The following is a 23897-nucleotide window of genomic DNA, read 5'->3' on the forward strand; positions in this document are numbered from 1 at the left end:
GCCGTCCAGGTCAAGGATGCGATTCCTCCCGGCCCTGAAGGGCCAGGATTCCTCGCAAGAGACCGTTGAACATGGAACTGAAGCCGCTTCCGGTCCACCCGGCGGCGATGATGCCGAAGGCGTCCCGGCCCAGACAGTGGATCTGCTGGGCGAGCACCCGCTTGTGGACCACCGCCTGGACCACCTGCACCAGGTAGGTGAGGGAGAGCGTCACCAGGAAGAGTCCCGACAGGGAGGCGACGGCGGTGGCCACCTGGGCCCAGGCGGTGTCCGGCACGTAGTCGCCGATGCCCAGGGTGAAGACCGTGTAGCCGGTGAAGTACACCCGGTCCCATCCGTCGGCGGGCACGGCGGTACGGGAGGCGACGACGGAGGCCGTGTCGGCGCTGAAGACCAGCCACCACCCGGCCCACAGCAGCACCGCCCACGTCGTGAAGGTGGCCAGCAGGGTGCACGTCCCGCTCCATTTCAGGAAGACCGAGCCGCGTCCGGTCCGGGCGTTGAGCGCCAGGGACGTCCGCCACACGGCCCTGGCCACCCGGCCGCTGACCGGGCCGGTGACCGTGACCATCGACAGTGCGGTGACCACCGCGTCGGCCAGCGCCAGAATCACCAGGGCGCAGCCGGCCAGTGCCGTCGGCACGTTCATCGCGCCGCCTCCCGGCCCTTCTCGCCCGCCCCGGAGTAGAGGGACAGGCCGGGGGTGGTGGTGACGCCGTGCGCGACGGTGCTGGCGGCGATGACCAGCGTTCCGGCGGCCAGTACCGTCGGGTCGGCGCCGAGCCGGTGGGCCTCCGTCGTCAGGTAGAACAGGGCCGAGACGCCGATGGGGCCGAACCAGCCCATGAAGAGGGTGTCGCGCCAGGTGAGGGAGAGCGGCCGCTTCAGCGCCAGCAGGATCGGCAGGCGGCGCAGCAGCAGAACGCCCAGGACCAGCAGGATGCCGCGCCACCAGCCCAACTCGCCCCACTCGCGCCAGGGGATCATGGCGCCGAGCACGACGAACAGCGGCAGGACGAGGAAGCGGTTGACCGCCTCGTCGTTCTTGTCCTCGTCGGCGCGCTCGCTGACCGAGCTCGTCGCGTTGAAGGCCAGCCCGCTGACGAAGACGGCCAGGACGCCGTCCAGGCGCATCAGCCCGGCCGCACCGAGGACGAGGAGGGCCAGCAGCAGGGTGTAGACGAGCAGGGGCCCGGACTGGACGCTCCGGTGCTCCTCCGCCTTGCGCAGCACCCTGCCGCCCAGCGCGCCCGCCGCCGCTCCGAAGACGACCGCGCCCAGCACCTGCCACAGCGATTCCAGCAGCGCGTCGGTGCCGCCGAGGGTTCCGGCGATCGCCACCGCGGCCAGTACCAGGGGCAGGGCGAGACCGTCGTTGGCGCCCGACTCCAGGGAGAGCAGCTGCCGGGTGCGGGCGGTGATCGTCTTCTCGGCCGGCTCGCCGGTGACCACGCTGGAGGCGAGCACCGGGTCGGTGGGGCACAGGGCCGCGCCCAGCAGCGCCGCCGCGCCGAGGCCGACTCCGAGGACGGCGGCCGACAGCGCCGTGGTGATCAGCGCCATCCCCAGCATGGCCGCCACCAGCAGGACGGCCACCGGTTTCGTCCTCGAGCGCACGTCGTGGAACGGGTAGCGCAGGGCGACGGCCATCACCGACACCGCCAGGAGCAGCCGGGAGGCCTCGTGCAGTTCCCTGTGCCCCTCCACCACGGTGGGCAGGTCGAGGACGCCCAGCACCTTTGGGCCGAAGACGATCCCGGCCAGCAGCGCCAGCAGCGGTCCGCTCAGCGGGGCGCGCTGGATGCGTACGGAGAGAGCGGCGACGACCAGGGCGAGGGCCGCGGTGACGGTCAGGATTTCGTCCAGCATGTCCGTGCGGCTGCCCTGCTCCGTTCTTGTCATGCACCGACAGCCGCCCCGACCACCCGACGGGCGGGGGTGTCCGGGTGATACGACCGGACGAGGCGCCGGACCGGGCGCCCGGCGGGTGTCGCCCGCCCGGTCCCGTACACAGATTCGCCTCCGGTACGGAGGAGCAACACCATCTCATCCGAAGGGGTGGTGTGGGGCGGTCTCCTTCGCGACCGGAGTTCTGACGGGTCGTCAGCGGAAATCCGGCCCGTCAGGAAGCCGCGACGGCGGGTCGTACTGAGGAGAGGAGAAACCCTTGAGGGCAGCCGACTCGAGTGATCGCGCCGCTCATCGGGGCCGCCGCGTCCCACGGCAGCGCCGGAGTCCCGGCGAGCCTCGCACGGCCGCCTGCCCGCTCCGGCGGGAGCGGGCACGCCACCGGGAAGGCCGGCTCCCACCCCGGCGGGCCGAGAGGTAGGAGGTGCCCGGCACACCGGAACACAGGCGCGAGCGACACGCCTCCTCCAAGGACGCGGGCGGGGTCCGGTCACCGGGCCCCGCCCGCGCCCGCGTACGAGGCGGTGTGCGGGGGAGAGCCGCCGGCTCGCGAAGGCGGCGCGAGTGCCCGGCCGTACAGGGGGAAGGGCTGCGGTGTGCCTGTTCTGCCCGTCCGCCCTTCCCGCCGCCCCCGTTCCGAGCGCGAGCGGCTCGCCCAGGAGCTGCTGGACCGCGCGACTCCGGTGATGAGCGCGCTGGGCGTGCTGTTCCTGCTGCTCGTGCTCGGCGAGCGGCCGGCCCGGCCCGGCGCCTTCCCCAAGGTCCTGGAGACCGCGCTGGCGGTCTACCCGGTCGCCGTCTTCGCCACCCTCGCGGGCAGTCTGGGGGCCTACCTCCTGGAATCCCGCGCCACCGGGGATCACCGGGCCGAGGTCGGCAGCGGAGGGGGCGAGGACTCCTGGTCGTAGGTGGGCGTCTGGGCGGGGACCTGCATGGACAGTGAACCGGCGTCCTCGAAGTGGAAGGTCACCCACACGAAGTCGCCGCCCCGGATCCGCTGCCGCACATCGCGCAGCACCAGGTAGGTCCCTCCCTCCTCCAGGCCGACCAGCTTGTCCGGGGTCAGCTCCACCCCGCCTTCGACCGCCTCCCCGCCCTGGCCGACGATCTCGACGGACTCCGCCGCCGGCGACTCCGCCGCCACCAGCCGGTCGGCGGGCGGTTCCTGGTCGTACAGCTGCGCGTACAGGGGGACGTCGCCGCCTTCCTCCCACGGCCCGTCCGTCGGTTCGGCCAGATGGGCGTAGCGCACCAGGACCGAGCCGATCCCCGCGTTCGCCCCCGGCGAGTCCACCTCGCCCGCGCCCGGGATCTCGCCCTGGTCATCGGTGTCCCCGCAGCCCGCGGCCGTGAGCGCCAGGACGGCCGTCAGCAGCGGGGCGAGCAGACGGCGCAGAACGCGCGAGGGCCCGAACGGCGTTTCCATCACTTCGCCTCCTGCGGACTCATGCGCCGGGCCCGGAACAGCAGCAGCATGCTCACCAGGGCCAGCACCACGAGCACGATGCCCATGACGACCTCGTTGGCCTGGGCCGCCCGGGGGGTGTTCGCGGGGCCGCCGTAGTCGATCAGAGCGGGGGCGATCAGCAACCACACCCCGAGGAGCAGGACGATCAGGTCCGACAGCCACCCGCGCGGGCGTACGATCCGGGCGAAGGCGACGAGCAGCAGCACGATGCCGACACCGGTCTCGTTGCGCTGGGCGTCGACGGCGGCGTCGTCGAAGGGGTACCTGAGGAACCACGAGGCCAGGACCAGCCAGATGCCGGCCAGCAGCATCAGGCCGGTCACGAGCTGGTCCCGCATCCCGTAGGGGCCGGGCGTGGACGCGGCGCCCCGGGCGGCTGCCCGTCCGCGCGGGGAGGAATGACGAGCCATGAGAACTCCTTACGGGATCTTCCCGACCATCTTGGTTCCGTTCGCGGCGGTTCGCCCGGTGCGCGCCCCCGTCCAGGCTCCGTTCGGTGGCTTCCGTTCCCGGATCACCCTTCCGCCCGTGCCCCGGCCGCTCGCCCGACGTCCGACAGGGAGCTGCCCGAGCCGGCCTGCGAACGGGGGATCACGCTGAACTTGCCGTCGGTCTCCAGCACCACCGCGGCGACCTCCTCGACCGAGCCGACCCCCTGGGAGCGGATCGCCTGGAGCACCTCGCTCTCGGTGACCCGCTGCCGGGCCATCGCCTCCCCGAGCATGCGTCCGCCGCTCAGCAGCAGGGTCGGCTCGGCCTTGACCAGCCGCCGGAAGCGGCGGGAGCGCACCGCCGCCCAGGCGCTGACGAACTGGAGGGCCACCAGCAGGGCCAGGGCGAGCGCCCCCTCGGCGAGGGAGACGGTGGCGTTGAGCAGGATGGTGGCCAGCGTCGACCCCAGGGCCACGGTGACCACCAGGTCGAACGCGTTCATCTTCGCCAGCGTGCGTTTGCCCGAGATCCGCACCGCCGTGATCAGGGCCGCGTAGGAGCACGCGGTCATGACGGCCACCCGCAGCAGGTCGTATCCGGTGTCGAAGAACATCGGTCACGACTACCCGGTGATTCCGTTCCGCAACACGCCCGCGCCTCCCCGTGACCGGGCCGTGTCCGCGCGCTCTGCGGACACCGCCCGTACGCCGCGGCCCGCGGCCCGGCCGGGTCAGCCGGGCCGCGGGACACGCAGACCGGCGACGACCAGCCTGCGGACGGCGACGACGGCGGCGGCCGCCGCGATGGTGCTCCAGCTCGGGTCACCGGCCAGCCGCAGCAGCCCCGCCGCGGTCAGGAAGTCCAGGAGGACGGCCACGGCCGGCAGGAGCCGTCCGGCCGCCGCGAGCACCACCGCGGCGGCCACCAGCCCGAAGGCGGTGGTGGCCAGCGCCGCCAGGTCCAGGGCGGTGGTCATACCGGTTCCGCCCGGGCCCGGGAGCCGTCCGCCTCCTTGCGGCGTTCGCGTTCGATCTCGGCCCGCTCGGCCGCGATCTCCCGGCCGAGGAAGAAGTTCAGGGCGGTGCGGATCGCCGCGATCGCGGCGAGCTGCCCGATCTCGGTGAAGCTGGGCGCGACGGCCGTGCGCAGTACGTCTCCGGCGAGCTGGAACTCCAGGCCGAGCGCCAGGAAACGCCCCAGGGTGAGCCGGATCCTGTTGAACCTGCGATCCGGGCCGGCCCCGCGCACCATGGTCAGCAGGAAGCGTCCGAACGCCCAGGCGGCGCCCACGAAGATGATCAGGGCACCCGCCGCCTCCACCAGCCTCACCAGCAGGTCGACCGCGTCTCTCAGCGCGGACTCGGGCAGCACTTCGGCGGTTGTGTCCATGATCCGCGAGTACCCGCACCGGTCCGCTCATTCCGCGGGCGGCCGATGTGACGCACCTCACCGGATTTCACCCCGTTTCATTCGACCCGGTGCGGAATGTCCGCTCCGGCCGGGCGGTTGTACTCGTCGCGGGTGCCGGAGGGCGGGACAGAGTCCCCGGGCCTCACACACCGCCTGCGAGGACGATCGTCCGGCTGAAACCTCGCAGTGCCACTCGCCGCGAAGGCGACCGCCGCCCCTCGGCACCCGCGCCTCCAAACCGGCGCCGGCCAGGTTCCCCCCGTCCTGGCCGGCGCCTTCCGCATTCCGCATTCCGCATTCCGCATTCCGTGTGCCGAATACCCCGGACCGGCGTTTGCCGGGCCTGCGGCGGCGGGTTACCGTCACCCGCATGACCGCCGATCCCGCCCGCACCCGGGTGCGCCTGAGCGCCGAGGACCGGCGCGGGCAGCTGATCGGGATCGGACTGAGACTGCTGGTCAGCCGCCCCATCCACGAGCTGTCGATCCACGAGGTGGCCGCCGAGGCGGGCATCTCGCGCGGCCTGCTCTTCCACTACTTCCCGACCAAGCGCGACTACTACGTCGCGGTGGTCCGGGCAGCCGGACAGCGGCTGCTGCGGCACACGCGCCTGCCGGACGAGGGCGGGCCCGAGGAGCGGGTGCGCGCCGTGGTGGGGGGTTTCACCGGCTTCGTGCGGCGGCGCCGCGCCAACTACGTGGCCCTGGTGCGCGCCGGAGCCGGCGGGGACGAGCTGGTGGTGGAGGTGTTCGAGGGCATCCGCGCCACACTGGCCGAGCGGATCCTGACGGCGCTGGGCGAGCCCTCCCCCGATCCGCTGGTGCGGCTCGCGGTGCGCGGCTGGCTGGCGATGGCGGAGGAGATGGCGATCGAGGCCGGGGAGGAAGTGGCGGCCGAGGAACTGGTGGGCTTCCTCGTGGACGGTCTCGGCCGGCTGCTCACGCCCCTGGGTACACCGCTCGCCCCGCCGCGCTGAATACTCCGCGCCCGCCGGTGCCCGCGGGGTGATCCGGGCCACCCCGTGCCCATGCTGTTGAGCACTGGTCAGTATGTTGGCTACGCTCGCCGTCGCGACGACGCCGTGGGCGGGCGCTCCGGAGGTCCCCGGCAAGGAGCCGGCCGCGGACTTCGCCCACTCGCCGCGGGCCCGGGAACACGCCGAACGCGCCGCCGGGTCCGCCGGTACCGGTTCCGGGACCGTTCCTCACCAGGGCGCGCGACACGACGGAAGACACAGGAGCACACGGCATGAGCACCCGTCAGACCATCCTCATCACCGGGGCCAGCGCCGGGCTGGGCGAGCAGATGGCCCGCGAGTTCGCCGCCAGGGGGCGCGACCTCGCCCTGTGCGCCCGCCGCACCGACCGCCTGGAGCGGCTGCGCGAGGAGCTGCTGGCCGCCCACCCCGGCATCACCGTCTCGGTACGCGCGCTGGACGTCAACGACCACGGCGCCGTCTTCGAGGTCTTCCGCGCCTTCCGCGCCGATCTGGGCTCCCTGGACCGGGTCGTGGTCAACGCCGGGCTGGGCAAGGGCCAGCCGATCGGCACCGGGCGTTTCGACGTCAACCTCCAGACCGCGCAGACCAACTTCACCGCCGCCCTCGCCCAGTGCGAGGCCGCCGTGGAGATCTTCCGCGACCAGGGGGCCGGCCATCTGGTCGTCGTCTCCTCGATGAGCGCCATGCGCGGCCTGCCCCGCAACCTCACCACGTACGCGGCCGGCAAGGCCGGTGTCGCGGCCCTCGCCGAGGGCATCCGCGCCGAGCTGCTGCGCACCCCGATCAAGGTCACCACCCTCTTCCCCGGCTACATCGCCTCCGAGATGAGCGGATCGGCGGGCCGGACGCCGCTGATGGTCTCCACCGAGAAGGGGGTGCGCGCCATGGTGAAGGCCATCGAGGCCGAGCGCGCCCAGGCGAAGGTGCCCGCCTGGCCCTGGGTGCCCGTGGGCTTCGCCATGCGCCGGCTGCCCCTGGGCGTCGTGGCGAGGATGAGCTGAGGCACGCCGCTCCCCCGCCTCCCCGGGCCCCGGTTCCGCCTGCCCTCCCGGGCGGCGCGGCGGCAGCACCGGCCCCGGCGGCCCGGAAAGCACCGACGGCCCCGACAGTACTTCGACGACAGGAGGGCAGCGATGCCGGTCATCCATCTGGTCCGCCACGGCCAGGCCACGTTCGGCGCCGACACGGCCGAGGGGTACGACGTGCTGTCGGACCTCGGGCGCAGACAGGCGGAGGTCGCCGGGGCAGAGCTGGCCCGGCGCGCGCCGCGCGACCCGGTGGTGGTCTGCGGCACCCTGGCCCGGCAGCGCGACACCGCGGAGATCATCGCGAAAACCGCCGGGCTGCCCGGGGCGCCGCGCACCGACGCGCGGTGGAACGAGTACGACCACATCGATCTCGTCGAGCGCTACGGCGGCGCCGCGCCGCAGAGCGCCCCCGCCGGCGCGCCCGCCGGCGCCTCAACCGGCTCACGTGGTGTCCAGGCGGTCCTCGACCGGGCCCTTGCGGCGTGGATGGCGGACCCGGGCGAGGGCGGCTGGCGGCGGTTCTCCTCCGGTGCCGCCGACACGCTGCGGGGGCTGGCCGACGGACTGCGGCCCGGGCGCGACGCGGTGGTGGTCACCTCGGGCGGGGTACTCGCCGCCCTGTGCGGAGAGCTGCTGTCCGCTCCGCCGGCCGGGATCGTGGCGCTGAACCGGGTCACCGTCAACGCCGCGATCACCACCCTCGTCGCGGGCTCCTCCGGCATCAGCCTGCTGGCCTTCAACGACCACGCGCACTTCGCCGGGGAACGGCGCGCGCTGCTCACCTACCGCTGATCCGGCCGCTGACCCGCCCTCCGCTCCTTCGAAGCGGTCCCCTTTGGGGAAGCCCCGTGTCCGTGCGCGCGGTACAGGCGGTCACTCGAAAGCCGCCCCGGCCGGACGAGGAGTCCGGCCGGGGCGGCGGCGTCACGGGACGGGCGCGGAAGGCGCGGAGGGTGCGGAGGAACACCTCCCGCGCCCGTCGTGTCAGGACAGGCTCGCCAGCGCCCGGTTGAGGGTCTGCGACGGGCGCATGACGGCCGAGGCCTTGGCGTCGTCGGGGCGGTAGTAGCCGCCGATGTCGGCCGGGGAGCCCTGGACCGCGGCCAGCTCGCCGACGATCGTCTGCTCCTGCTCGGACAGCTCCTGCGCCAGCGGGCCGAAGGCCTGCGCGAGCTCGGCGTCGTCGGTCTGCTTCGCCAGCTCCTGCGCCCAGTACAGCGCCAGGTAGAAGTGGCTGCCGCGGTTGTCGATGCCGCCGATGCGGCGGGTGGGCGACTTGTCCTCGTTGAGGAAGGTGGCCGTGGCCCGGTCGAGGGTGTCGGCCAGCACCTGGGCCTTGGCGTTGTCCGTGGTCTGCGCCAGGTGCTCGAAGCTGACCGCCAGGGCCAGGAACTCGCCCAGGCTGTCCCAGCGCAGGTAGTTCTCCTTGACCAGCTGCTGGACGTGCTTGGGCGCGGAGCCGCCGGCGCCGGTCTCGAACAGGCCGCCGCCGTTCATCAGCGGGACGACGGAGAGCATCTTGGCGCTCGTGCCCAGCTCGAGGATCGGGAACAGGTCGGTGAGGTAGTCGCGCAGCACGTTGCCGGTGACCGAGATGGTGTCCTCGCCGCGGCGGATGCGCTCCAGGGAGAACTTCGTGGCCTCCTCCGGCGCCATGATCTCGATCCGCAGGCCCTCGGTGTCGTGCTCGGCCAGGTAGGTGCGGACCTTCTCGATCAGCCTGGCGTCGTGGGCGCGGGTCTCGTCCAGCCAGAACACCGCCGGGGCGCCGGTGGCGCGGGCGCGGGTGACGGCCAGCTTGACCCAGTCCCTGATCGGGGCGTCCTTGGTCTGGCACATGCGGAAGACGTCGCCGGCGCCGACCGTCTGCTCCAGCACGACGTTGCCGTCGCCGTCGGTGACCCGGACGGTGCCGGTGGCGGGGATCTCGAAGGTCTTGTCGTGGCTGCCGTACTCCTCGGCCTTCTGCGCCATCAGGCCGACGTTGGGCACCGAACCCATGGTGGCCGGGTCGAAGGCGCCGTTCGCGCGGCAGTCGTCGATGACGGCCTGGTAGACGCCGGAGTAGGAGCTGTCGGGCAGGACCGCGAGGGTGTCGTGCTCCTGGCCGTCGGGGCCCCACATGTGGCCGGAGGTGCGGATCATGGCCGGCATGGAGGCGTCGACGATGACGTCGCTGGGCACGTGCAGGTTGGTGATGCCGCGGTCGGAGTCGACCATGGCCAGCTCGGGGCCCTCGGCCAGCTCGGCCTCGAAGGACTCCTTGATCTTCGCGCCCTCGGGCAGCGACTCCAGGCCCTTGAGGATGCCGCCGAGGCCGTCGTTCGGGGTCAGGCCGGCGGCGGCGAGGGTCTGGCCGTACTCGGCGAAGGTCTTCGGGAAGAAGGCGCGCACCACGTGGCCGAAGATGATCGGGTCGGAGACCTTCATCATGGTGGCCTTCAGGTGGACCGAGAACAGCACGCCCTCGGACTTGGCGCGGGCGACCTGCTCCTTCAGGAACTCACGCAGCGCGGCCACCCGCATGACGGCCGCGTCCACGACCTCGCCGGCGAGCACGGGCACGGACTCGCGCAGCACGGTGGTGGAGCCGTCGTCGCCCACCAGCTCGACGCGGAGGGCGTCGTCCTTGGCCAGGACCGCGGACTTCTCGGTGGAGCGGAAGTCGTCCACACCCATGGTCGCCACGTTGGTCCTGGACTCGGGGGTCCAGGCGCCCATGCGGTGCGGGTGGGTCTTGGCGTAGTTCTTCACCGAGGCGGGGGCGCGGCGGTCGGAGTTGCCCTCGCGCAGCACCGGGTTGACGGCGCTGCCCTTGACCTTGTCGTAGCGGGCGCGGATCTCCCGCTCCTCGTCGGTCTTGGGGTCGTCGGGGTAGTCCGGGAGCGCGTAGCCCTTCTCCTGGAGCTCGGCGACGGCGGCCTTGAGCTGCGGGATGGAGGCCGAGATGTTCGGCAGCTTGATGATGTTGGCCTGGGGGGTCTTGGCCAGCTCACCGAGCTCGGCGAGCGCGTCGCCGATGCGCTGCTCCTCCTTGAGGTACTCGGGGAAGACCGCGATGATCCGCCCCGCCAGGGAGATGTCACGGCTCTCCACGGCGACGCCCGCCTTGGCGGCGTAGGCCCTGACCACCGGCAGGAAAGAGTACGTCGCCAGGGCCGGGGCCTCGTCGGTCTGTGTGTAGATGATGGTCGAGTCAGTCACCGGGTGCTCCGCTCCACGTCTGCAACATTGCTCGACATCAAGATATCCCGTGGAGGGCCTCTCCCCGAAAGTGCCCCGCCCCCGGCGGCGGCGCGTTCACGCCGCCGCCGGGGGCGGGGCCGCGGGGGCCGCGGGCCCGGCCGCCTCAGTAGGGCCCGTTGACGTTGTCGATCGAGCCGTAGCGGTCGGCCGCGTAGTTGCAGGCGGCGACGATGTTGGCGACCGGGTCGTACTGGCTGTTCGCCGTGCCCGGGACGTGGTAGGCGTCGAAGGTCGGTTTGATGACCTGGAGCAGGCCGATCGAGGGGGTGCCGCGCTGGGCGTTGATGTCCCAGTTGTTGATCGCGTTCGGGTTGCCGCCGGACTCGCGCATGATGTTGCGGCGGATGCCCTCGTAGGTGCCGGGGATGCCGTTGGCCCGCATGATGTCCAGGGCCTCGCGGATCCAGCCGTCGAGGTTGTCCGCGTAGGCCTTCGGCGAGGCCTGGGGCGCGGTCTTCTCGGCGGTCGGACGGGCCTGCGTCCGGTCGGCGCGCTCCGGGGCACGGTCCTGTCCGCCGTCGGAGGACCGGGCGGCCAGGGTCAGCTCCTGGCCGGGGAAGATCAGGTGCGGGTTGTCGCCGACGGTCTCGCGGTTGGCGTCGTAGACCGTCTGCCAGCCGCCCTCGACACCATGGGCGGTGGCGATCCTGTGGAGGGTGTCGCCGGGTGCGACGGTGTGGGAGCCGGCCGCGGACTTGCGCTCGGTCTCGGTTCTCACCTCGGACTCGCCGCCCGTCTGGGGGGCGGGGGCACTGTCGGGGGAGCCGGAGCCCCGGGCGAGTCCGGCCGCCGGTCCACAGGTGGGCCAGGCTCCGGGCCCCTGCAGTTCGAGCAGCTTCTCGCCGGCGGCTATCTGCTCCTGCTTGGTGGCCAGATCGGCGCGCGGCGCGTACTGCGTGCCACCGGCCGCCTCCCAGCTGGACTGCGAGAACTGCAGTCCGCCGTAGTAGCCGTTGCCGGTGTTGATGGACCAGTTGCCGCTGCTCTCGCACTCGGCGACCTTCTCCCACACCGCGGTGGAGGCCGCGTTCGCGCTGCCGGCCGCGACCACCGGCGCCGCGATTCCCGCACCACCGGCCGCGGCGACCAGGGAAATCCGGGAGAACTGACGGGAAATCAAAGACTTGCTCGGACGACGGTGGCGACCACGAGACATGGGTGTGAGTCCTCTCCCACGCCTACGAGGTTAGCTGTCGGATTCGGGCTGGAGTTGCCCGGCCTTCCCAGGTGTGCAAGGGCACTTCGGGAAAGGCTTCACCCCAAGCCGGACCACGGAAAACGTGCGGTCGCGGCACTTACTCGGTTTCCCCGCTCCTGCCATGGTCGGCTGCGCTCCCTCCACCGGCCGGGCGGCAGGACTCGGCGTCCCGGTGGCGGAACCCCCGCGATGCGGCGGAGGCCAGGACACATAAACACAACCAATTCACCAGAGACAAGACGCCGGAGGAGCAAGGCCCTTCACGCTGTCACCGAGTCGTGAATCATGACCACGTTCCGCACAGGATCTCGGCCGGCCCACGGCGTCCCGGTGCGGTCGAGTGCGAGTCAAATCTCCGGGTGGCGCGGAGAATCCGGGATGCGGAAGAATTCGATCTTCTCGCGAAGGGCGAGCGGCGCGGTCGAAACTGTGACTCCGGCCACACTCCCGGAAAGAGGGCTCTTTACATCACCCCTTTCCACGCCAAGCAGCTTTAAGGTCCAGGAGTTCACAAGAGTGCCGATTCACCGGATTCCCGCCCGCGTTCACCGCGCGGCCGGAATGCTCTCCCGACGGCCTCGGGGCCGCCCTCGGCCCTCCGCGGCGTCCCGCGGGAACAAGCGCGCGGCGCCGCACCCGTCGCCCCGCCGGATTCATTCACCTCCGCCGAACGGCGCAGCCCAGCGCAGTCCGGCGACCGGGAAGAGACACGGCGGATAGCGTGACGACTCCACCGGAAGCGGGAGTCAGTTCATGAAAAGGGCAGCGCGGATCTCACGGCGGACACTGGAATCCGTCTCGACACCCGAGCGGGTCGAGACGCGGCTGGGCCCCCTGGACTTCCCGCTCGGCATGCCTTCCGAGGAGACGGCGAACCGCCTCTACGACCACCTGGACCACGTGCGCGCGGTCGGCGCTTTCCTCGACGCGTACTCAGGCGTCAGTCTGTGGGCATCCCGCAGAGGACTGCTCGAAGCGGGCGTCCGGGACCACGACGTCCTGCTCTTCTCGGAGTTCATGACCCCCAGGTCACTGGTGCTGACCGGAAACGCGGACACCGTCTACTTCCTGACGTTCCTCGACCTGAACCAGGGGCCGCTGGTGGTGGAGGTCCCGCCCCTCACTCTCAGTTTCGTCAACGACATGTGGTTCCGCTGGGTCGTCGACCCCGGCGTGGCCGGCCCGGACCGCGGGGCCGGCGGCAGGTACCTCTTCGTGCCGCCCGGCTACAAGGGCCCCCTCCCCGAGGAGGGATTCTTCACGCGGCGAACCCGCACCACCCGGCTCGTCCTGATCGGGCGAGCGTTCCTGGAGGGAGACGACCCCAGACCGGCGGTCGAGCGCATCGAGGAGGGACTGCGCATCCACCGATACGTCCCCGGGCTCTACGGAACCGGCATCGCGGAGATCGTCACCGGCGGCACGGCCCCACCGCTGCCGTGGACCGCCCGGACCTGGACCGCAGCGCTTGGAAGGCCCGACCCGCCGCGCTTCGTGGAGGGCACCGGTCTCGCCGTGAACACGGTCCCGCCCGGGGACGCGACGTACTTCGACTTCGCGGGCGAACTCGTCCACGACCAGCCGGCCGAGGCGCTCGATCCCGAGATCGCCGGTGCTCTGGCCACGATCGGAATCGTCAAGGGCAAGCCGTTCCGGCCGGACGCACGGATGCGGGAGATCCTCGCCGATGCGGCCCGGGTGGGGAACGCCACGGCCCGCACACTGGCCTGCCGCCCGCGCCCGGCCGAGGGTGCGCACTACTACGGCCCCTCCTCCCGGTGGCTCAACGGCCTGCTCGTGTCCGGCCACGACTTCGCGACCCCGCCCGCGGACATCACCGACAGGGGCGTCGTGCTCCGCCCGAGGGACGGCGCCCGCAAGCTCGACCTGCGGATCTGGTGGTGGTACCTGGCCGTGGGCATCAGCCCGGCGTTCGCGGCGCCGTTGCCGGGCATCGGCTCGCAGTACCTGTTCGCGTTCGCCGACCGGCGGGACCGGGCCCTCGACGGCGGCAGGCGCTACCGCCTGGTGCTCCCGCCGGACATCCCCGCCGGCAGGTTCTGGTCGTGCACCGTGTACGACAGCCAGACCCGCTCGATGCTCGACACCCCGCAAGGCTTCCCACGGGCCGGCAGCCAGAACTACCCGACCCCGGCGGCCGTCGCCGGCGCCGACGGCACGACCACGGTCCACTTCGGGCCCGACCGGCCCGACGGCGTACCGGAGGGCAACTGGATCCAGACCGTGCCGGACAGGGGATGGTTCGTGGTCCTTCGGTTCTACGACCCCCTGCGTCCGTTCTTCGACAGGACCTGGCGGCCGGGCGAGATCGAACCGGAGTGAGGCGGCGGGACGTGGGCGAGGCGATCGGTCAGGTCCTGCCCTTCGCGGTCGGCATGGCGCTCAGTCCCTTCCCGACCATCGGCGTGGTGCTGCCGCGGGAGGCGGTGAAGCAGTGGCGCGGCCGGCCGCGCGGCGCCGGACGGGCGGCAGCCGCGGCCGCCCTCCTCGGCCCCGGCCGGCTCGGTGGCCGCTGCGGCTGCGTTGTAGGCGATGGTGGCCGCGACCAGCAGCCGTATCCGGCGGATGAGGGCGTCGCGACGGACCGGGGACGGCCCGAGGGACAGGGATGTTCCGGCGGCCACGGTCAGCAGCACCCCTTCTCCGCGGCATCCGGGCAGGTGCGGTCGGCGGCGGCGACCACCGCGGTGCGCAGGTCGTCCAGCGCGTGGCCGAGGCGGGGGTCGGCCAGTTCGTAGCGGGTGCGCCGGCCCTCGGGGGCGGCGACGACCAGGCCGCAGTCGCGCAGACACGCCAGATGGTTCGACAGGCGCGTACGGGAGATGCCCAGCGCGTCGGCGAGATCGGCCGGGTAGGCGGGGGCCTCGCGCAGTGTCAGCAGGATGCGGCAGCGGATCGGGTCGGCCAGCGTCCGGCCGAACCGGGTCAGGACATCGAGATCGGCGACAAGAGTCAGCACGGCCGGGACAACACAGGAATCAGTGAATTCACGTAACCATGAACCGAGTGGGAGGAGTGGCCGCCGCGAGCCGGCCCCGCCCGGTGTCCTCGCTCCCGGGAGGACCGTCGACGACGCGGGCCGAACCCGGGACAGGCCAAGCGTCCCCAGGGCCGGAGCACGGTGTCGATGGCGGGCCACCCGGGTCAGAACGTGATGACCCGGTCGGCCCACAGGGTCCAGTCGGTGAGCTGTTCGAGGGTGGAGCGGTGGGCTCCGTCGACGAGTTGCTCCTCGGTGAGCCCGCGGGCGTCCATGCAGGTTCCGCAGCAGCCGGTCTCGGTGCCGTGGCGGGCGGCGGAGGAGATCATCCGGTCCAGGTGGTAGTGGCCGTCGGGCACCTTCTGTCCCCGCACCGCGCAGCCGACGGCGTCGCCGAGCAGGAAGAGACGGACCTCGACTTCCGGACGCCGGGCCAGGGAGCCGGCCAGACGGACGGCGTTCCAGGAGCGTTCGGTTCCGTAGGGCGGATCGTTGGCGATGATCAGGATGTTGCGGGGCATGGGGCCTCCTGTGCGCCGGGCGGGCGGTGCCGGGCCCGGCCGCGGTCAGGTCCGGGGATGGGTTTCGTACATCCGCACCGCGACCACGACGCCCGTCGCCGCGGTGAGGGCGGCGACGGCCCAGATGGCGGCGGTGAGGCCGTAGGCGTCGGCGAGGGCCCCGGCGAGCAGGGCGCCGACGGCGAAGCCGCCGTCGCGCCACAGCCGGTAGACGCCGACGGCGCGGGCGCGCCAGGCGGGGTGGGCGACGTCGCCGATGACGGCGAGCAGGGTCGGGTAGACCAGCGCGGTGCCGGCGCCGAGCAGAACCTGGGCGATCGCCCAGACGGGGAAGGTGGTGCCGACGGCGACCAGGGCGATGGCGGCGGCCTGCAGCAGCATGCCGGCGGTGATGAGGTGTTTGCGGCCGATGTGGTCGGACCACCAGCCGGTCAGCAGCTGGCCCAGCCCCCACACCGCCGGGTAGAGGGCGGCGAGCAGGCCGATCCGGCCGACGCTCAGGCCCTGCGCGGCGAACAGCAGGGGGAAAACGCCCCAGGCGAGGGCGTCGTTGAGGTTGTTGACCAGGCCGGCCCAGCTGGCCGAGGACATGGCCTTGTCGGTAAGGCTGGTGGTGCGGGCGATCTGCCCGGTGGTCAGCTCGCCGTGGTGGCCGGGGTCGGCCGGGGCGGGGTGGCGGGCGGCCTCGGCGCGGGCGTGCTCCCGGGTCTCGCGCACCACCAGCAGGGAGAGGCCGAGTCCGAGGGCCGCGTAGGCGATGCCGAGGAAGAAGGGTTCGGGCCGCAGGCCCCAGTGGGCGGCGATGGCGCCGGTGGCCATCGCCGTGGCGGCGACCGCCAGGTAGCCGGCAGCCTCGTTGAAGCCCATCGCCGTGCCCCGGCGGGCGGGACCGACCAGGTCGATCTTCATGATGACGGTGGTCGACCAGGTCAGCCCCTGGCTGACGCCCAGGAGCACGTTCGCCGACACCACCCAGCCCCAGGAAGGGGCCCAGATCAGCAGCAGCGGAACCGGCAGGGCGACCAGCCAGCCCGCGACGAGCACCGGCTTGCGGCCGTACTTGTCGGAAAGGGTGCCGGCGAAGAAGTTGGTCACCGCCTTGGTCGCACCGAACGCCACGATGTAGGTGAGTGCGGCGGTGTAGGCGGACAGGTGGAAGGTGCGCTCGGCCAGCAGCGGCAGGACGGTGCGTTCCTGGCCGAGCATGCCGCCGACCAGGGCGTTGACCGCGACGAGCAGGGCGAACTGGGCGAGGTTGGCGCGCAGGCCCAGCCGGATCCCGCCGGGGGCGGAACCGGCGGTGGAACCGGTGGTGGTCACGAGTCCTCCTCCAGGTGACGGCCGGTGGCCCGGGCCCAGACGTCCTCCGGCATCGTGGCGAAGTGGGTGGCAACCCACTCGAACTACTAATACAATATTCCATAGATTTATGGAGGATGCCATGGGAGACCCCACCCGCAAGGCCGCTCTGTTCGACGCGCTCGCCACCACCGGCAAGGCGCTGTCCAACGGCAAGCGCCTGGAACTGCTCGACCTGCTCGCCCAGGGCGAGCGCAGCGTCGACGCACTGGCCAAGGCCGCCGGGCTGAACCTGACCACCGCCTCCGCGCACCTGCAGACCCTCAAGCAGGCCGGACTGGTGACCACCCGCCGTGACGGGGTGCGCATCCACTACCGGCTCGCCGGCGACGACGTCGCCGCCCTGTACGCGCTGCTGCAGCAGGTCGCCCGCACCCACCTCGCCGCCACCGAACAGGCCCGCGCCGCCTACCTCGGCCCCGAGGACACCGACCACCTCACCCGCGAACAGCTGCTGGAGAGGGTCAAGGCCGGCACCGCCGCCGTCATCGACGTCCGCCCCGCCGAGGAGTACGCCGCCGGCCACATCCCCGGCGCCCTCTCCATCCCCCTGGACCAACTGGAGGCGCGCCTCGCCGAGCTGCCCGCCGACGCCGAGGTGGTCGCCTACTGCCGGGGCACCAACTGCGTCCTCGCCCACGACGCCGTCCGCCTCCTGGCCGCCCGCGGCCGCACCGCCAGGCGGCTGGCCGACGGCATGCTCGAATGGCGCCTCGCGGACCTGCCCGTCGAGGCCGGCACCGCATGACCGCCACCCCCACCGCCGAAGACGGGCCGGTCGTCGTGGACGGCACCGGCATGCTCTGTGTCACCCTGCTGCTGCATCTGCGCAAGCGCATCACCCACGTCCCCGCCGGCACGACCGTCCACGTCATCGCCACCGGCCCGGCCGCCCCGCTCGACCTGCCCGCCTGGTGCCACCTCACCGGCCACACCTACCTCGGCCCCGTCCCCGACGACACCGGCCGCGACGTGTACGCCCTGCGGCTCGCCGCGGACCCGGCGCCGACCCGCCCGGACGCCCCCTGGCATCCCGCACCGGGCTGACGAGCACGCCGCCCTCCCCGCACACCCCGGCCCGGTACCCGGGTTGGCGAACACCGGACGCCGCCAGGAGCCGGACCACCAGCGCCCGGTCGACCCCGGCGGCGACTTCAGGGCGGCCGAAGCCGCGCGCCGTGCCACACGAGGAAGCGAGGACAGCCCCCCACCCAGCATCCTCGCCCTCGTCACCGTCCAGCACCCACCCGGCGACCGCGGCCGGCGCCTCCACGGTTTTCCAGGCTCCCTCCGAGTTGCACGAGGCGGGGGCCTTCGATCCCATTCCGTGCCGGGCCGGCGCCGCCATGCCGCGCGCCCGCCCCGCGGCATGGCGGGCGCGCGCACCGTGGGGCGCGGAACTGTGGTGTTCCACCACATACGCCCGCGGCCTGCGCTTTCCTACGGTGTGGCGGCACACGAACGTCCCCGTCGAGTGTCAGGAAGTGGTGCCGATGCCGTCGCCCGCAAGCGCCCCGCCCGCTCCTTCCAACCTCAGGCGCGTGGTCACCGCGTCCCTGATCGGCACCACCATCGAGTGGTACGACTTCTTCCTCTACGGCTCCGCCGCCGCGCTCGTCTTCGACAAGCTGTTCTTCCCCGAGTCCGATCCGCTGGTCGGTACGCTGCTGGCCTTCCTGACGTACGCGGTCGGTTTCGTCGCCCGCCCCGTCGGCGCGCTGGTCTTCGGGCACTACGGCGACCGGCTGGGCCGCAAGAAGCTGCTGGTGATCAGTCTGCTGATGATGGGCGGTGCGACCTTCGCGATCGGGCTGCTGCCCACCCACGCCCAGCTCGGCTCCGCGGCGGCCGTCCTGCTGACCGTGCTGCGGCTGGTGCAGGGTTTCGCACTCGGCGGTGAGTGGGGCGGTGCGGTGCTGCTGGTGTCGGAGCACGGAGACGCGCGCCGGCGCGGCTTCTGGGCGTCCTGGCCGCAGACCGGCGCCCCGGCGGGCCAGTTGCTGGCCACGGCCGTGCTGGCGGTGCTGACGGCGGTGCTGTCGGAGGAGGCGTTCGTCTCCTGGGGCTGGCGCGTGCCGTTCCTGCTGTCCGGGGTGCTGGTGCTGGTCGGCCTGTGGATCCGGCTGTCGGTCGACGAGTCGCCGGTCTTCAGGGCCGCGCTGGCGAAGGCCGAGGCACGCAGGGCCGCCGGGAACGCCGGGAACGCCGGGAACGCCGGGAACTCCAAGGCCGCGGCGGCTGAGGCGGAGACCATGCCGCTGCTGGCCGTGCTGCGCCACCACTGGCGCGACGTGCTGATCGCGATGGGCGCGCGGATGGCGGAGAACATCAGCTACTACGTCATCACCGCCTTCGTCCTGGTCTACGGCACCAAGCATCTGGACCTGGACAGGCAGACGGTGCTCAACGCGGTGCTGATCGCCTCCGCCGTCCACTTCGCGGCGATCCCGGTGTGGGGCGCGCTGTCGGACCGGTGGGGCCGCAAGCCGGTCTATCTGCTGGGCGCGGCGGGAATCGGCCTGTGGGCGTTCCCGTTCTTCTGGCTGATCGACACCGAGAGCTTCGGTGCGGTGCTGCTGGCGGTGACGGTCGGGCTGGTCCTCCACGGTGCTATGTACGCCCCGCAGGCTGCGTTCTTCTCCGAGCTGTTCGCCACCCGGGTGCGCTACTCCGGGGCCTCGATCGGCGCGCAGTTCTCGTCGGTCGCCGCCGGCGCCCCGGCCCCGCTGATCGCCACCGCCCTGCTGGCGGACTTCGGCGGCTCGACGCCGGTGGCGCTGTACGTGATCGCCGCCGCGCTGCTCACGCTGCTCGCGGTCGGGGTGGCCAAGGAGACCCGGATGCGGGATCTGGAGCGGATCGGCGAGCCCGGGGAGCCGGAGAAGGCGGAGGGCTCGGGGAGGGTGCCCTCCCCAGGCGGCCGCTGAACGCCGTCACCCGCCGAGTTCCCGTCGCCGTCGCCCACCGAGCGCCCGCGGCCGCCCGTTCCTTTGGGCGGTCAGCGGGCGACGGCGGCGGACATCCGGTACAGCCGCAGCGCGAGCTGCACCTCCAGGGCCCTCTCCGGGCACTGCCAGTCGCTCCCCAGCAGCCGTCCGACCCGCTCCAGCCGCTGGGCCACGGTGTTGACGTGGACGTGGAGCACGTCCTTGGTGCGGGCCGGGCTGGAGCCGGAGGCGAAGTACGCCTCCAGGGTGCCCACCAGATCCGTTCCGCGGCGCTCGTCGTACTCCAGGAGCGGGCCGAGGATGCGGTGGACGAAGCCTTCGACGTCCCGGCCGTCGGCCAGCAGCAGTCCGAGGAAGCCCAGGTCACCTGCCCCCGCGCCCTCGCCGAAGCGGCCCAGCAGCCGGAGGGTGTCCAGGCAGCGGCGGGCCTCGTCGCAGGCGGCGGCCACCGCCGCGGGGTCGGCGGCGGGCGCGGGCACCGGCGGGGAGGCGCCGACGGTGACGGAGGCGTGGACGGCCGCGCCGAGCTGGGCGGCGACCTGCCGGGCCGTTCCGCCTGGATCTCCCGGAACCCCGTGCTCCCCGGTGCCTTCCCCGCCGGCCAGCGGCAGCAGCAGGACGGTGCCGCCCTCACGGGCGGCGGCCAGTCCGCGCCGGGTGGCGGCCAGATGGGAGGCGGCCGACCACAGCCGCTGCCGGTCGGTGGTCTCCCGCCGCCCGGTGCCGCCGTCGGTGTCCAGCCGGGCGGCGAGGACGACGTGGGGGACGTCGAGGTCGGCGCCGAGCCGGGCGGCGCGCTCGCGCAGCAGCCGGGGGTCGCGGTCGGCGGCGTCCAGCAGGTCGTCCAGGAGTTCGCCGCGCACCCGCTGCTCGGCCTCGCCCGCCGAGCGGCGGGCCAGCAGCAGCAGTGAGGTGACCATGGCGGCGCGCTCCAGGGTGCGCTGGTCGGTGGGGTCGAGTTCGCGGTGGCCGCGCAGCACCAGCGCGCCCAGCAGTTCGCCGCCCGCGGAGACGGCCGCCACCCAGGCGTCGCCGTCGCGCACCGCGTGGCCGTCGCGGCGGGAGCGTTCGACGGCCCGGGCGGGCGTGCTCCCGCCTCCTTCGGGGAGCTGCGCGAACTCCACGTCGCCGTCGAGGACCTCGGAGACGGCGGCGGCCACGTCGTCCACGCCTCCACCGCGCAGGACCAGTTCGGTGAGCCGGTCGTGGACCTCCGAGGAGCGCTCGATGGCGGCGCTGCGGTCGCGGATGATGGCGTTGGCGGCCTCCAGTTCGGCCATCGCCTCGCGGGTCTCGGCCAGCAGCCTGGCGGTGTCGATGGCCACGGCCGCGTGGGCGGCGAAGGAGGCCAGCAGCGCGACCTGCTCGCGGTCGAAGACACGGGGGCGGCGGTCGGCCGCGAAGAGCACGCCGATCACCTCGCGGCCGAGCATCAGCGGCACCCCGAGGATCGCCACCAGGCCCTCGTCGCCGACCCCGGAGTCGATGTTGCGGGTGTGCAGGAAGCGCTCGTCGCGCATGTAGTCGTCGGTGACGTAGGGGCGGGCGGTCTGGGCGACCAGCCCGCCCAGCCCCTCCCCCATGCCCAGGCGCAGCTGCTGGAAGTGCGCGGAGACCGATCCCTCGGTGACGCGCATGTAGGTGTCGCCGGCCTCGGGGTCGTTGATGGTCATGTAGGCGACCTCGGTCCCCAGCAGGGAGCGGGCGCGCTGGACGATGGCGCGCAGCACGTCGTCCAGCTCCCGCACCCCCGCCAGGTCGTGTGCCGTGGCGAACAGCGCCGTCAGTTCCGCCTCGCGTCTGCGGCGCCCCTCCAGTTCGGAGCGCACCCGCAGGGCGAGGAGCCGGGCGCGGTCCGCCGCGGGGGAGCCGTCCGGTCGTCCGGGCCGCTCGTACTCCTCGGCGGGCGCACCGCGGGCGAGCAGTTCCAGGAACGCCAGGGGCGCGGATTCGGCGGCGGGCTCGGTGGCCGGTCCGGGGGCCGGTCCGGTGGTCGTTTCCGCGGCCGGCTCGGCTGCGTGGTGCTCGGGCATGGGCACAGGGATACCTGCCGGTGGTACGGGCGCGCCAGGGGCGGTGCGCGGGCGTGTGCGCCCGGTGCGCCGGGGCGCGGGTCGGCTGCGCCGGGGCGCGGGTCAGTGCGCCGTCCAGCCGCCGTCCATCACCAGGGAGGCACCGGTGACGAAGGACGCCTGGGGAGCGCACAGGTAGGCGACGGCCTCGGCGACCTCCTCCGGCTCGATCAGCCGCTTGACGGCGGCGTCGGCGAGCATGACCTCGGAGACCACGCGGTCGGCGGGGATGCCGTGGGCCTCGGACTGGTCGGCGATCTGCCGCTCCACCAGCGGGGTGCGCACATAGGCGGGGTTGACGCAGTTGGAGGTGACGCCGTACGCGGCCCCCTCCAGGGCGACGACCTTGGACAGTCCCTCCAGCCCGTGCTTGGCGCTGACGTAGGCGGACTTGTAGGCGGAGGCGCGCAGCCCGTGGACCGAGGAGATGTTGACGATCCGGCCCCAGCCCCGGCCGTACATGTGCGGCAGGGCGCCGCGCACCAGCCGGAAGGGGGCCTCCAGCATCACCGTCAGCACGGTGCGGAAGACCTCCGGCGGGAACTCCTGGACGGGGCGCACCAGTTGGAGCCCGGCGTTGTTGACCAGCACATCGGTGCCGGCGGCGGCCCGTTCGGCGGCGTCGAGGTCGGTGAGGTCGAGGTGGACCGGCTCCAGGGCGCCGGGCAGGCCCTGTGCCCGCTCGGTCAGTCTTCGCAGTCCTTCGGCGTCCCGGTCCACCGCACGGACCTCGGCGCCGGCGGCGGCCAGCCGCAGGGCGCAGGCCCTGCCGATGCCTCCGGCCGCGCCGGTGACCAGGGCGGTGCGCCCGGCGAGGTCGAGCGGCACGGCGGGGGCGCCCGGGGCCGGTCCGGGGGCGGAGGGCGGGGGGACGGTACGCGGGGTTCGCGGCGCGGTCATGGCCAGCACCCTAGGCAGCGGCCGTTCCCCCACCGATGTGCGTCGCACCCATACTTCACTGCCCCGAAGTGGTCTGGAACCACGTGGGAGCGTCCCTGCCCGCCCGTTCGATGCGCGTCAGCGCGAACTCCTCCAGCGGGGGCAGCTCGTCCGGGCCGAACCACCCCACTTCCAGGGACTCCTCGTCGTTGACCCGCGCCCGGCCGCCGACCGCCCGGCAGCGGAAGGACATGTCCACGAACTGGCAGACGTCACCGTTGGGGTAGCGGACCGGGGCCAGTGTCTGCACCAGCGCCAGCCGCTCGGGCACGGCCCGCACCGCGGTCTCCTCGTAGACCTCGCGCACCACGGCGTCGGCGGGCTGCTCACCGGGCTCGGGGATGCCTCCGATGATCGACCAGTGGCCGGTGTCTGCCCGCCGTACGAGCAGGACGCGGCCCTCGTCGTCGAGGACGACGGCGCTGGTGCCGGGCAGGAAGAGCAGTCGCCGCCCCACGTCGGCGCGCAGGTCGCGGATGAAGTCGGGAGTCGCCATGCCGCGAGCCTACGGCCCCGCCGCCGCCTGGTGCGGGCGGCCGTGCGGGCCCGGGGCGGACGCGTTCTCGCCGGTCATCAGGCCGTCCCGCAGTTCGAACACGCGGTCCGCGCGGTCCAGCAGCCCGCCGTCGTGCGTGGCCGTCAGGACGGTGACGCCCTCGTCGTCCACCAGGGCCCGCAGCAGGTCCGCCACCTCCCGCCCGGTCCGCCCGTCCAGCTGTCCCGTCGGCTCGTCCGCGATCAGCAGGGCGGGCCGGTTGGCCAGTGCGCGGGCTACCGCCACCCGCTGCTGCTGGCCGCCGGACAGTTCCGCGGGCCGCTGGGCGGCGTGCTCCCGCAGCCCGACGAGGGCGAGCAGCGCCTCCACCCGCTCCTCGCGTTCGCGCCAGGGGGTGCGGCGCAGTCGCAGCGGGACGCCGACGTTCTCGGCCGCGCTCAGGACGGGGACGAGGCCGAAGGACTAGAAGACGAATCCCATGCGGTCGCGCCGGAGCGCCGACAGCCGCTTCTCCCCGAGCCCCGCCAGCTCGGCGCCGTCCACGGTGACGCTTCCGGCGTCGGGCCGGTCCAGACCGCCGACCAGGTTGAGCAGCGTCGTCTTGCCCGCGCCGGACGGGCCGCGCACGGCCGCCATTTCCCCCCTGGGCACCTCAAGGGTCACCCCGCGCAGAGCGCGGACGGCAGCCGATCCGCTGCCGTAGGTGCGGGTCAGACCTCGGACGGCGACCATCGGTTCCGGCCGGGTCCGCTTCTCCCCTCGCCTCTCCTCGTCCCGTCCGGGTGTGCCGGCGCCGTTCGCGGTCATGTCGTCCCCGCCTTCGTCGTCCCCGCCTTCGCGGTCGTCGTCCTGTCGCCCGCCGTGGTCCTCG

General features: G+C 73.1%; 23 protein-coding genes, 1 pseudogene and 1 riboswitch. Of the genes and pseudogenes, 8 read left to right on the forward strand and 16 right to left on the reverse strand.

From position 1 onward, the window contains the following. Positions 1–10: 10 nt before the first annotated feature. Both CUT83_RS12660 and CUT83_RS12665 read right to left on the reverse strand, forming a co-directional pair. The gene (locus tag CUT83_RS12660; RefSeq protein ID WP_206282595.1) at positions 11–649 is read right to left on the reverse strand and encodes a potassium channel family protein; all 639 of its coding nucleotides are present in this window, start codon (positions 647–649) and stop codon (positions 11–13) included. Further along, on the reverse strand, positions 646–1902 hold the full coding sequence (locus tag CUT83_RS12665; protein WP_206282596.1) for a cation:proton antiporter domain-containing protein: 1257 nt from the start codon (positions 1900–1902) through the stop codon (positions 646–648). The genes CUT83_RS12660 and CUT83_RS12665 overlap by 4 nt, the downstream gene beginning before the upstream one ends. A 602-nt stretch (positions 1903–2504) precedes the next feature. On the opposite strand from CUT83_RS12665, the gene CUT83_RS12670 reads away from it, so the two are divergent. Continuing rightward, the gene (locus CUT83_RS12670; RefSeq protein WP_101255947.1) at positions 2505–2816 is read left to right on the forward strand and encodes a hypothetical protein; all 312 of its coding nucleotides are present in this window, start codon (positions 2505–2507) and stop codon (positions 2814–2816) included. On the opposite strand, the gene CUT83_RS12675 is transcribed toward CUT83_RS12670, so the two are convergent. The 5 genes from CUT83_RS12675 to CUT83_RS12695 form a co-directional block, all read right to left on the reverse strand. Then, the gene (locus tag CUT83_RS12675) at positions 2768–3334 is read right to left on the reverse strand and encodes a copper chaperone PCu(A)C domain-containing protein (protein WP_101255948.1); all 567 of its coding nucleotides are present in this window, start codon (positions 3332–3334) and stop codon (positions 2768–2770) included. The genes CUT83_RS12670 and CUT83_RS12675 overlap by 49 nt on opposite strands. Beyond that, positions 3334–3786 carry an SPW repeat domain-containing protein gene (locus CUT83_RS12680; RefSeq protein ID WP_101255949.1) on the reverse strand — a complete coding sequence of 151 codons (453 nt, stop codon included), beginning with the start codon at positions 3784–3786 and terminating at the stop codon, positions 3334–3336. The genes CUT83_RS12675 and CUT83_RS12680 overlap by 1 nt, the downstream gene beginning before the upstream one ends. A gap of 104 nt (positions 3787–3890) precedes the next feature. Further along, complete coding sequence (locus CUT83_RS12685; protein ID WP_101255950.1) at positions 3891–4421, reverse strand: DUF421 domain-containing protein; 531 nt, start codon at positions 4419–4421, stop codon at positions 3891–3893. A gap of 117 nt (positions 4422–4538) precedes the next feature. After that, the gene (locus tag CUT83_RS12690) at positions 4539–4784 is read right to left on the reverse strand and encodes a hypothetical protein (protein WP_101255951.1); all 246 of its coding nucleotides are present in this window, start codon (positions 4782–4784) and stop codon (positions 4539–4541) included. Continuing rightward, positions 4781–5197: a DUF1622 domain-containing protein gene (locus CUT83_RS12695; protein ID WP_101255952.1), complete on the reverse strand. Its 417-nt coding sequence runs from the start codon at positions 5195–5197 to the stop codon at positions 4781–4783. Before CUT83_RS12695 ends, CUT83_RS12690 begins: the two co-directional genes overlap by 4 nt. A 391-nt stretch (positions 5198–5588) precedes the next feature. Here CUT83_RS12695 and CUT83_RS12700 point away from each other — a divergent pair, with 391 nt between their 5' ends. The 3 genes from CUT83_RS12700 (at position 5589) to CUT83_RS12710 (ending at position 8038) form a co-directional block, all read left to right on the forward strand. Further along, on the forward strand, positions 5589–6194 hold the full coding sequence (locus tag CUT83_RS12700) for a TetR/AcrR family transcriptional regulator (RefSeq protein WP_101256030.1): 606 nt from the start codon (positions 5589–5591) through the stop codon (positions 6192–6194). Between the two features lie 272 nt (positions 6195–6466). Next, positions 6467–7219 carry an SDR family oxidoreductase gene (locus CUT83_RS12705; RefSeq protein WP_101255953.1) on the forward strand — a complete coding sequence of 251 codons (753 nt, stop codon included), beginning with the start codon at positions 6467–6469 and terminating at the stop codon, positions 7217–7219. Positions 7220–7351: 132 nt separating this feature from the next. After that, entirely contained in the window at positions 7352–8038 is a 687-nt protein-coding gene (locus tag CUT83_RS12710) for a histidine phosphatase family protein (RefSeq protein WP_101255954.1), read from the forward strand. 192 nt (positions 8039–8230) lie between these two features. Here the strand turns inward: CUT83_RS12710 and CUT83_RS12715 are convergent, their stop codons facing one another. Both CUT83_RS12715 and CUT83_RS12720 read right to left on the reverse strand, forming a co-directional pair. After that, on the reverse strand, positions 8231–10450 hold the full coding sequence (locus tag CUT83_RS12715) for an NADP-dependent isocitrate dehydrogenase (protein ID WP_101255955.1): 2220 nt from the start codon (positions 10448–10450) through the stop codon (positions 8231–8233). 145 nt (positions 10451–10595) lie between these two features. Continuing rightward, positions 10596–11612, reverse strand: a complete 1017-nt coding sequence (locus CUT83_RS12720; RefSeq protein WP_240957812.1) for a transglycosylase family protein — start codon at positions 11610–11612, stop codon at positions 10596–10598. 42 nt (positions 11613–11654) lie between these two features. Then, positions 11655–11831, reverse strand: a riboswitch (cyclic di-AMP (ydaO/yuaA leader). Between the two features lie 612 nt (positions 11832–12443). Between CUT83_RS12720 and CUT83_RS12725 the strand changes: the two genes are divergently transcribed. Beyond that, positions 12444–14033, forward strand: a complete 1590-nt coding sequence (locus CUT83_RS12725; protein WP_101255957.1) for a DUF1254 domain-containing protein — start codon at positions 12444–12446, stop codon at positions 14031–14033. Positions 14034–14337: 304 nt separating this feature from the next. Here the strand turns inward: CUT83_RS12725 and CUT83_RS12735 are convergent, their stop codons facing one another. The 3 genes from CUT83_RS12735 to CUT83_RS12745 all read right to left on the reverse strand — a co-directional run bounded on the left by CUT83_RS12735 (position 14338) and on the right by CUT83_RS12745 (position 16532). Further along, entirely contained in the window at positions 14338–14670 is a 333-nt protein-coding gene (locus CUT83_RS12735; RefSeq protein WP_101255958.1) for an ArsR/SmtB family transcription factor, read from the reverse strand. A gap of 185 nt (positions 14671–14855) precedes the next feature. Next, entirely contained in the window at positions 14856–15212 is a 357-nt protein-coding gene (locus CUT83_RS12740; RefSeq protein WP_101255959.1) for a DsrE/DsrF/TusD sulfur relay family protein, read from the reverse strand. A gap of 45 nt (positions 15213–15257) precedes the next feature. Beyond that, on the reverse strand, positions 15258–16532 hold the full coding sequence (locus CUT83_RS12745) for an MFS transporter (RefSeq protein WP_240957814.1): 1275 nt from the start codon (positions 16530–16532) through the stop codon (positions 15258–15260). 121 nt (positions 16533–16653) lie between these two features. Between CUT83_RS12745 and CUT83_RS12750 the strand changes: the two genes are divergently transcribed. The 3 genes from CUT83_RS12750 (at position 16654) to CUT83_RS12760 (ending at position 19498) form a co-directional block, all read left to right on the forward strand. After that, positions 16654–17319: an ArsR/SmtB family transcription factor gene (locus tag CUT83_RS12750; protein ID WP_101255961.1), complete on the forward strand. Its 666-nt coding sequence runs from the start codon at positions 16654–16656 to the stop codon at positions 17317–17319. Beyond that, positions 17316–17618, forward strand: a complete 303-nt coding sequence (locus tag CUT83_RS12755; RefSeq protein ID WP_101255962.1) for a sulfurtransferase TusA family protein — start codon at positions 17316–17318, stop codon at positions 17616–17618. The genes CUT83_RS12750 and CUT83_RS12755 overlap by 4 nt, the downstream gene beginning before the upstream one ends. Positions 17619–18064: 446 nt before the next feature. Further along, complete coding sequence (locus tag CUT83_RS12760; RefSeq protein WP_165869428.1) at positions 18065–19498, forward strand: MFS transporter; 1434 nt, start codon at positions 18065–18067, stop codon at positions 19496–19498. Positions 19499–19569: 71 nt separating this feature from the next. Here CUT83_RS12760 and CUT83_RS12765 read toward each other — a convergent pair whose 3' ends face one another. The 4 genes and pseudogenes from CUT83_RS12765 to CUT83_RS12780 form a co-directional block, all read right to left on the reverse strand. Beyond that, positions 19570–21552 (reverse strand): helix-turn-helix domain-containing protein, encoded by a 1983-nt coding sequence (locus CUT83_RS12765; RefSeq protein ID WP_101255964.1) that lies wholly within the window; start codon positions 21550–21552, stop codon positions 19570–19572. Between the two features lie 102 nt (positions 21553–21654). Continuing rightward, a complete protein-coding gene (locus CUT83_RS12770) occupies positions 21655–22491 on the reverse strand; it encodes a 3-hydroxybutyrate dehydrogenase (protein WP_101256031.1) in 837 nt (278 codons plus the stop codon). Between the two features lie 55 nt (positions 22492–22546). Further along, on the reverse strand, positions 22547–23026 hold the full coding sequence (locus CUT83_RS12775) for an NUDIX hydrolase (RefSeq protein ID WP_101255965.1): 480 nt from the start codon (positions 23024–23026) through the stop codon (positions 22547–22549). A 9-nt stretch (positions 23027–23035) separates the two neighbouring features. Beyond that, positions 23036–23758 (reverse strand): annotated as a pseudogene (locus CUT83_RS12780) (ABC transporter ATP-binding protein). Between the last annotated feature and the right edge of the window lie 139 nt (positions 23759–23897).

Origin of the sequence: Streptomyces barkulensis, assembly GCF_002843305.1 — a bacterium.
In the GTDB taxonomy this organism is placed as follows: domain Bacteria; phylum Actinomycetota; class Actinomycetes; order Streptomycetales; family Streptomycetaceae; genus Streptomyces; species Streptomyces barkulensis.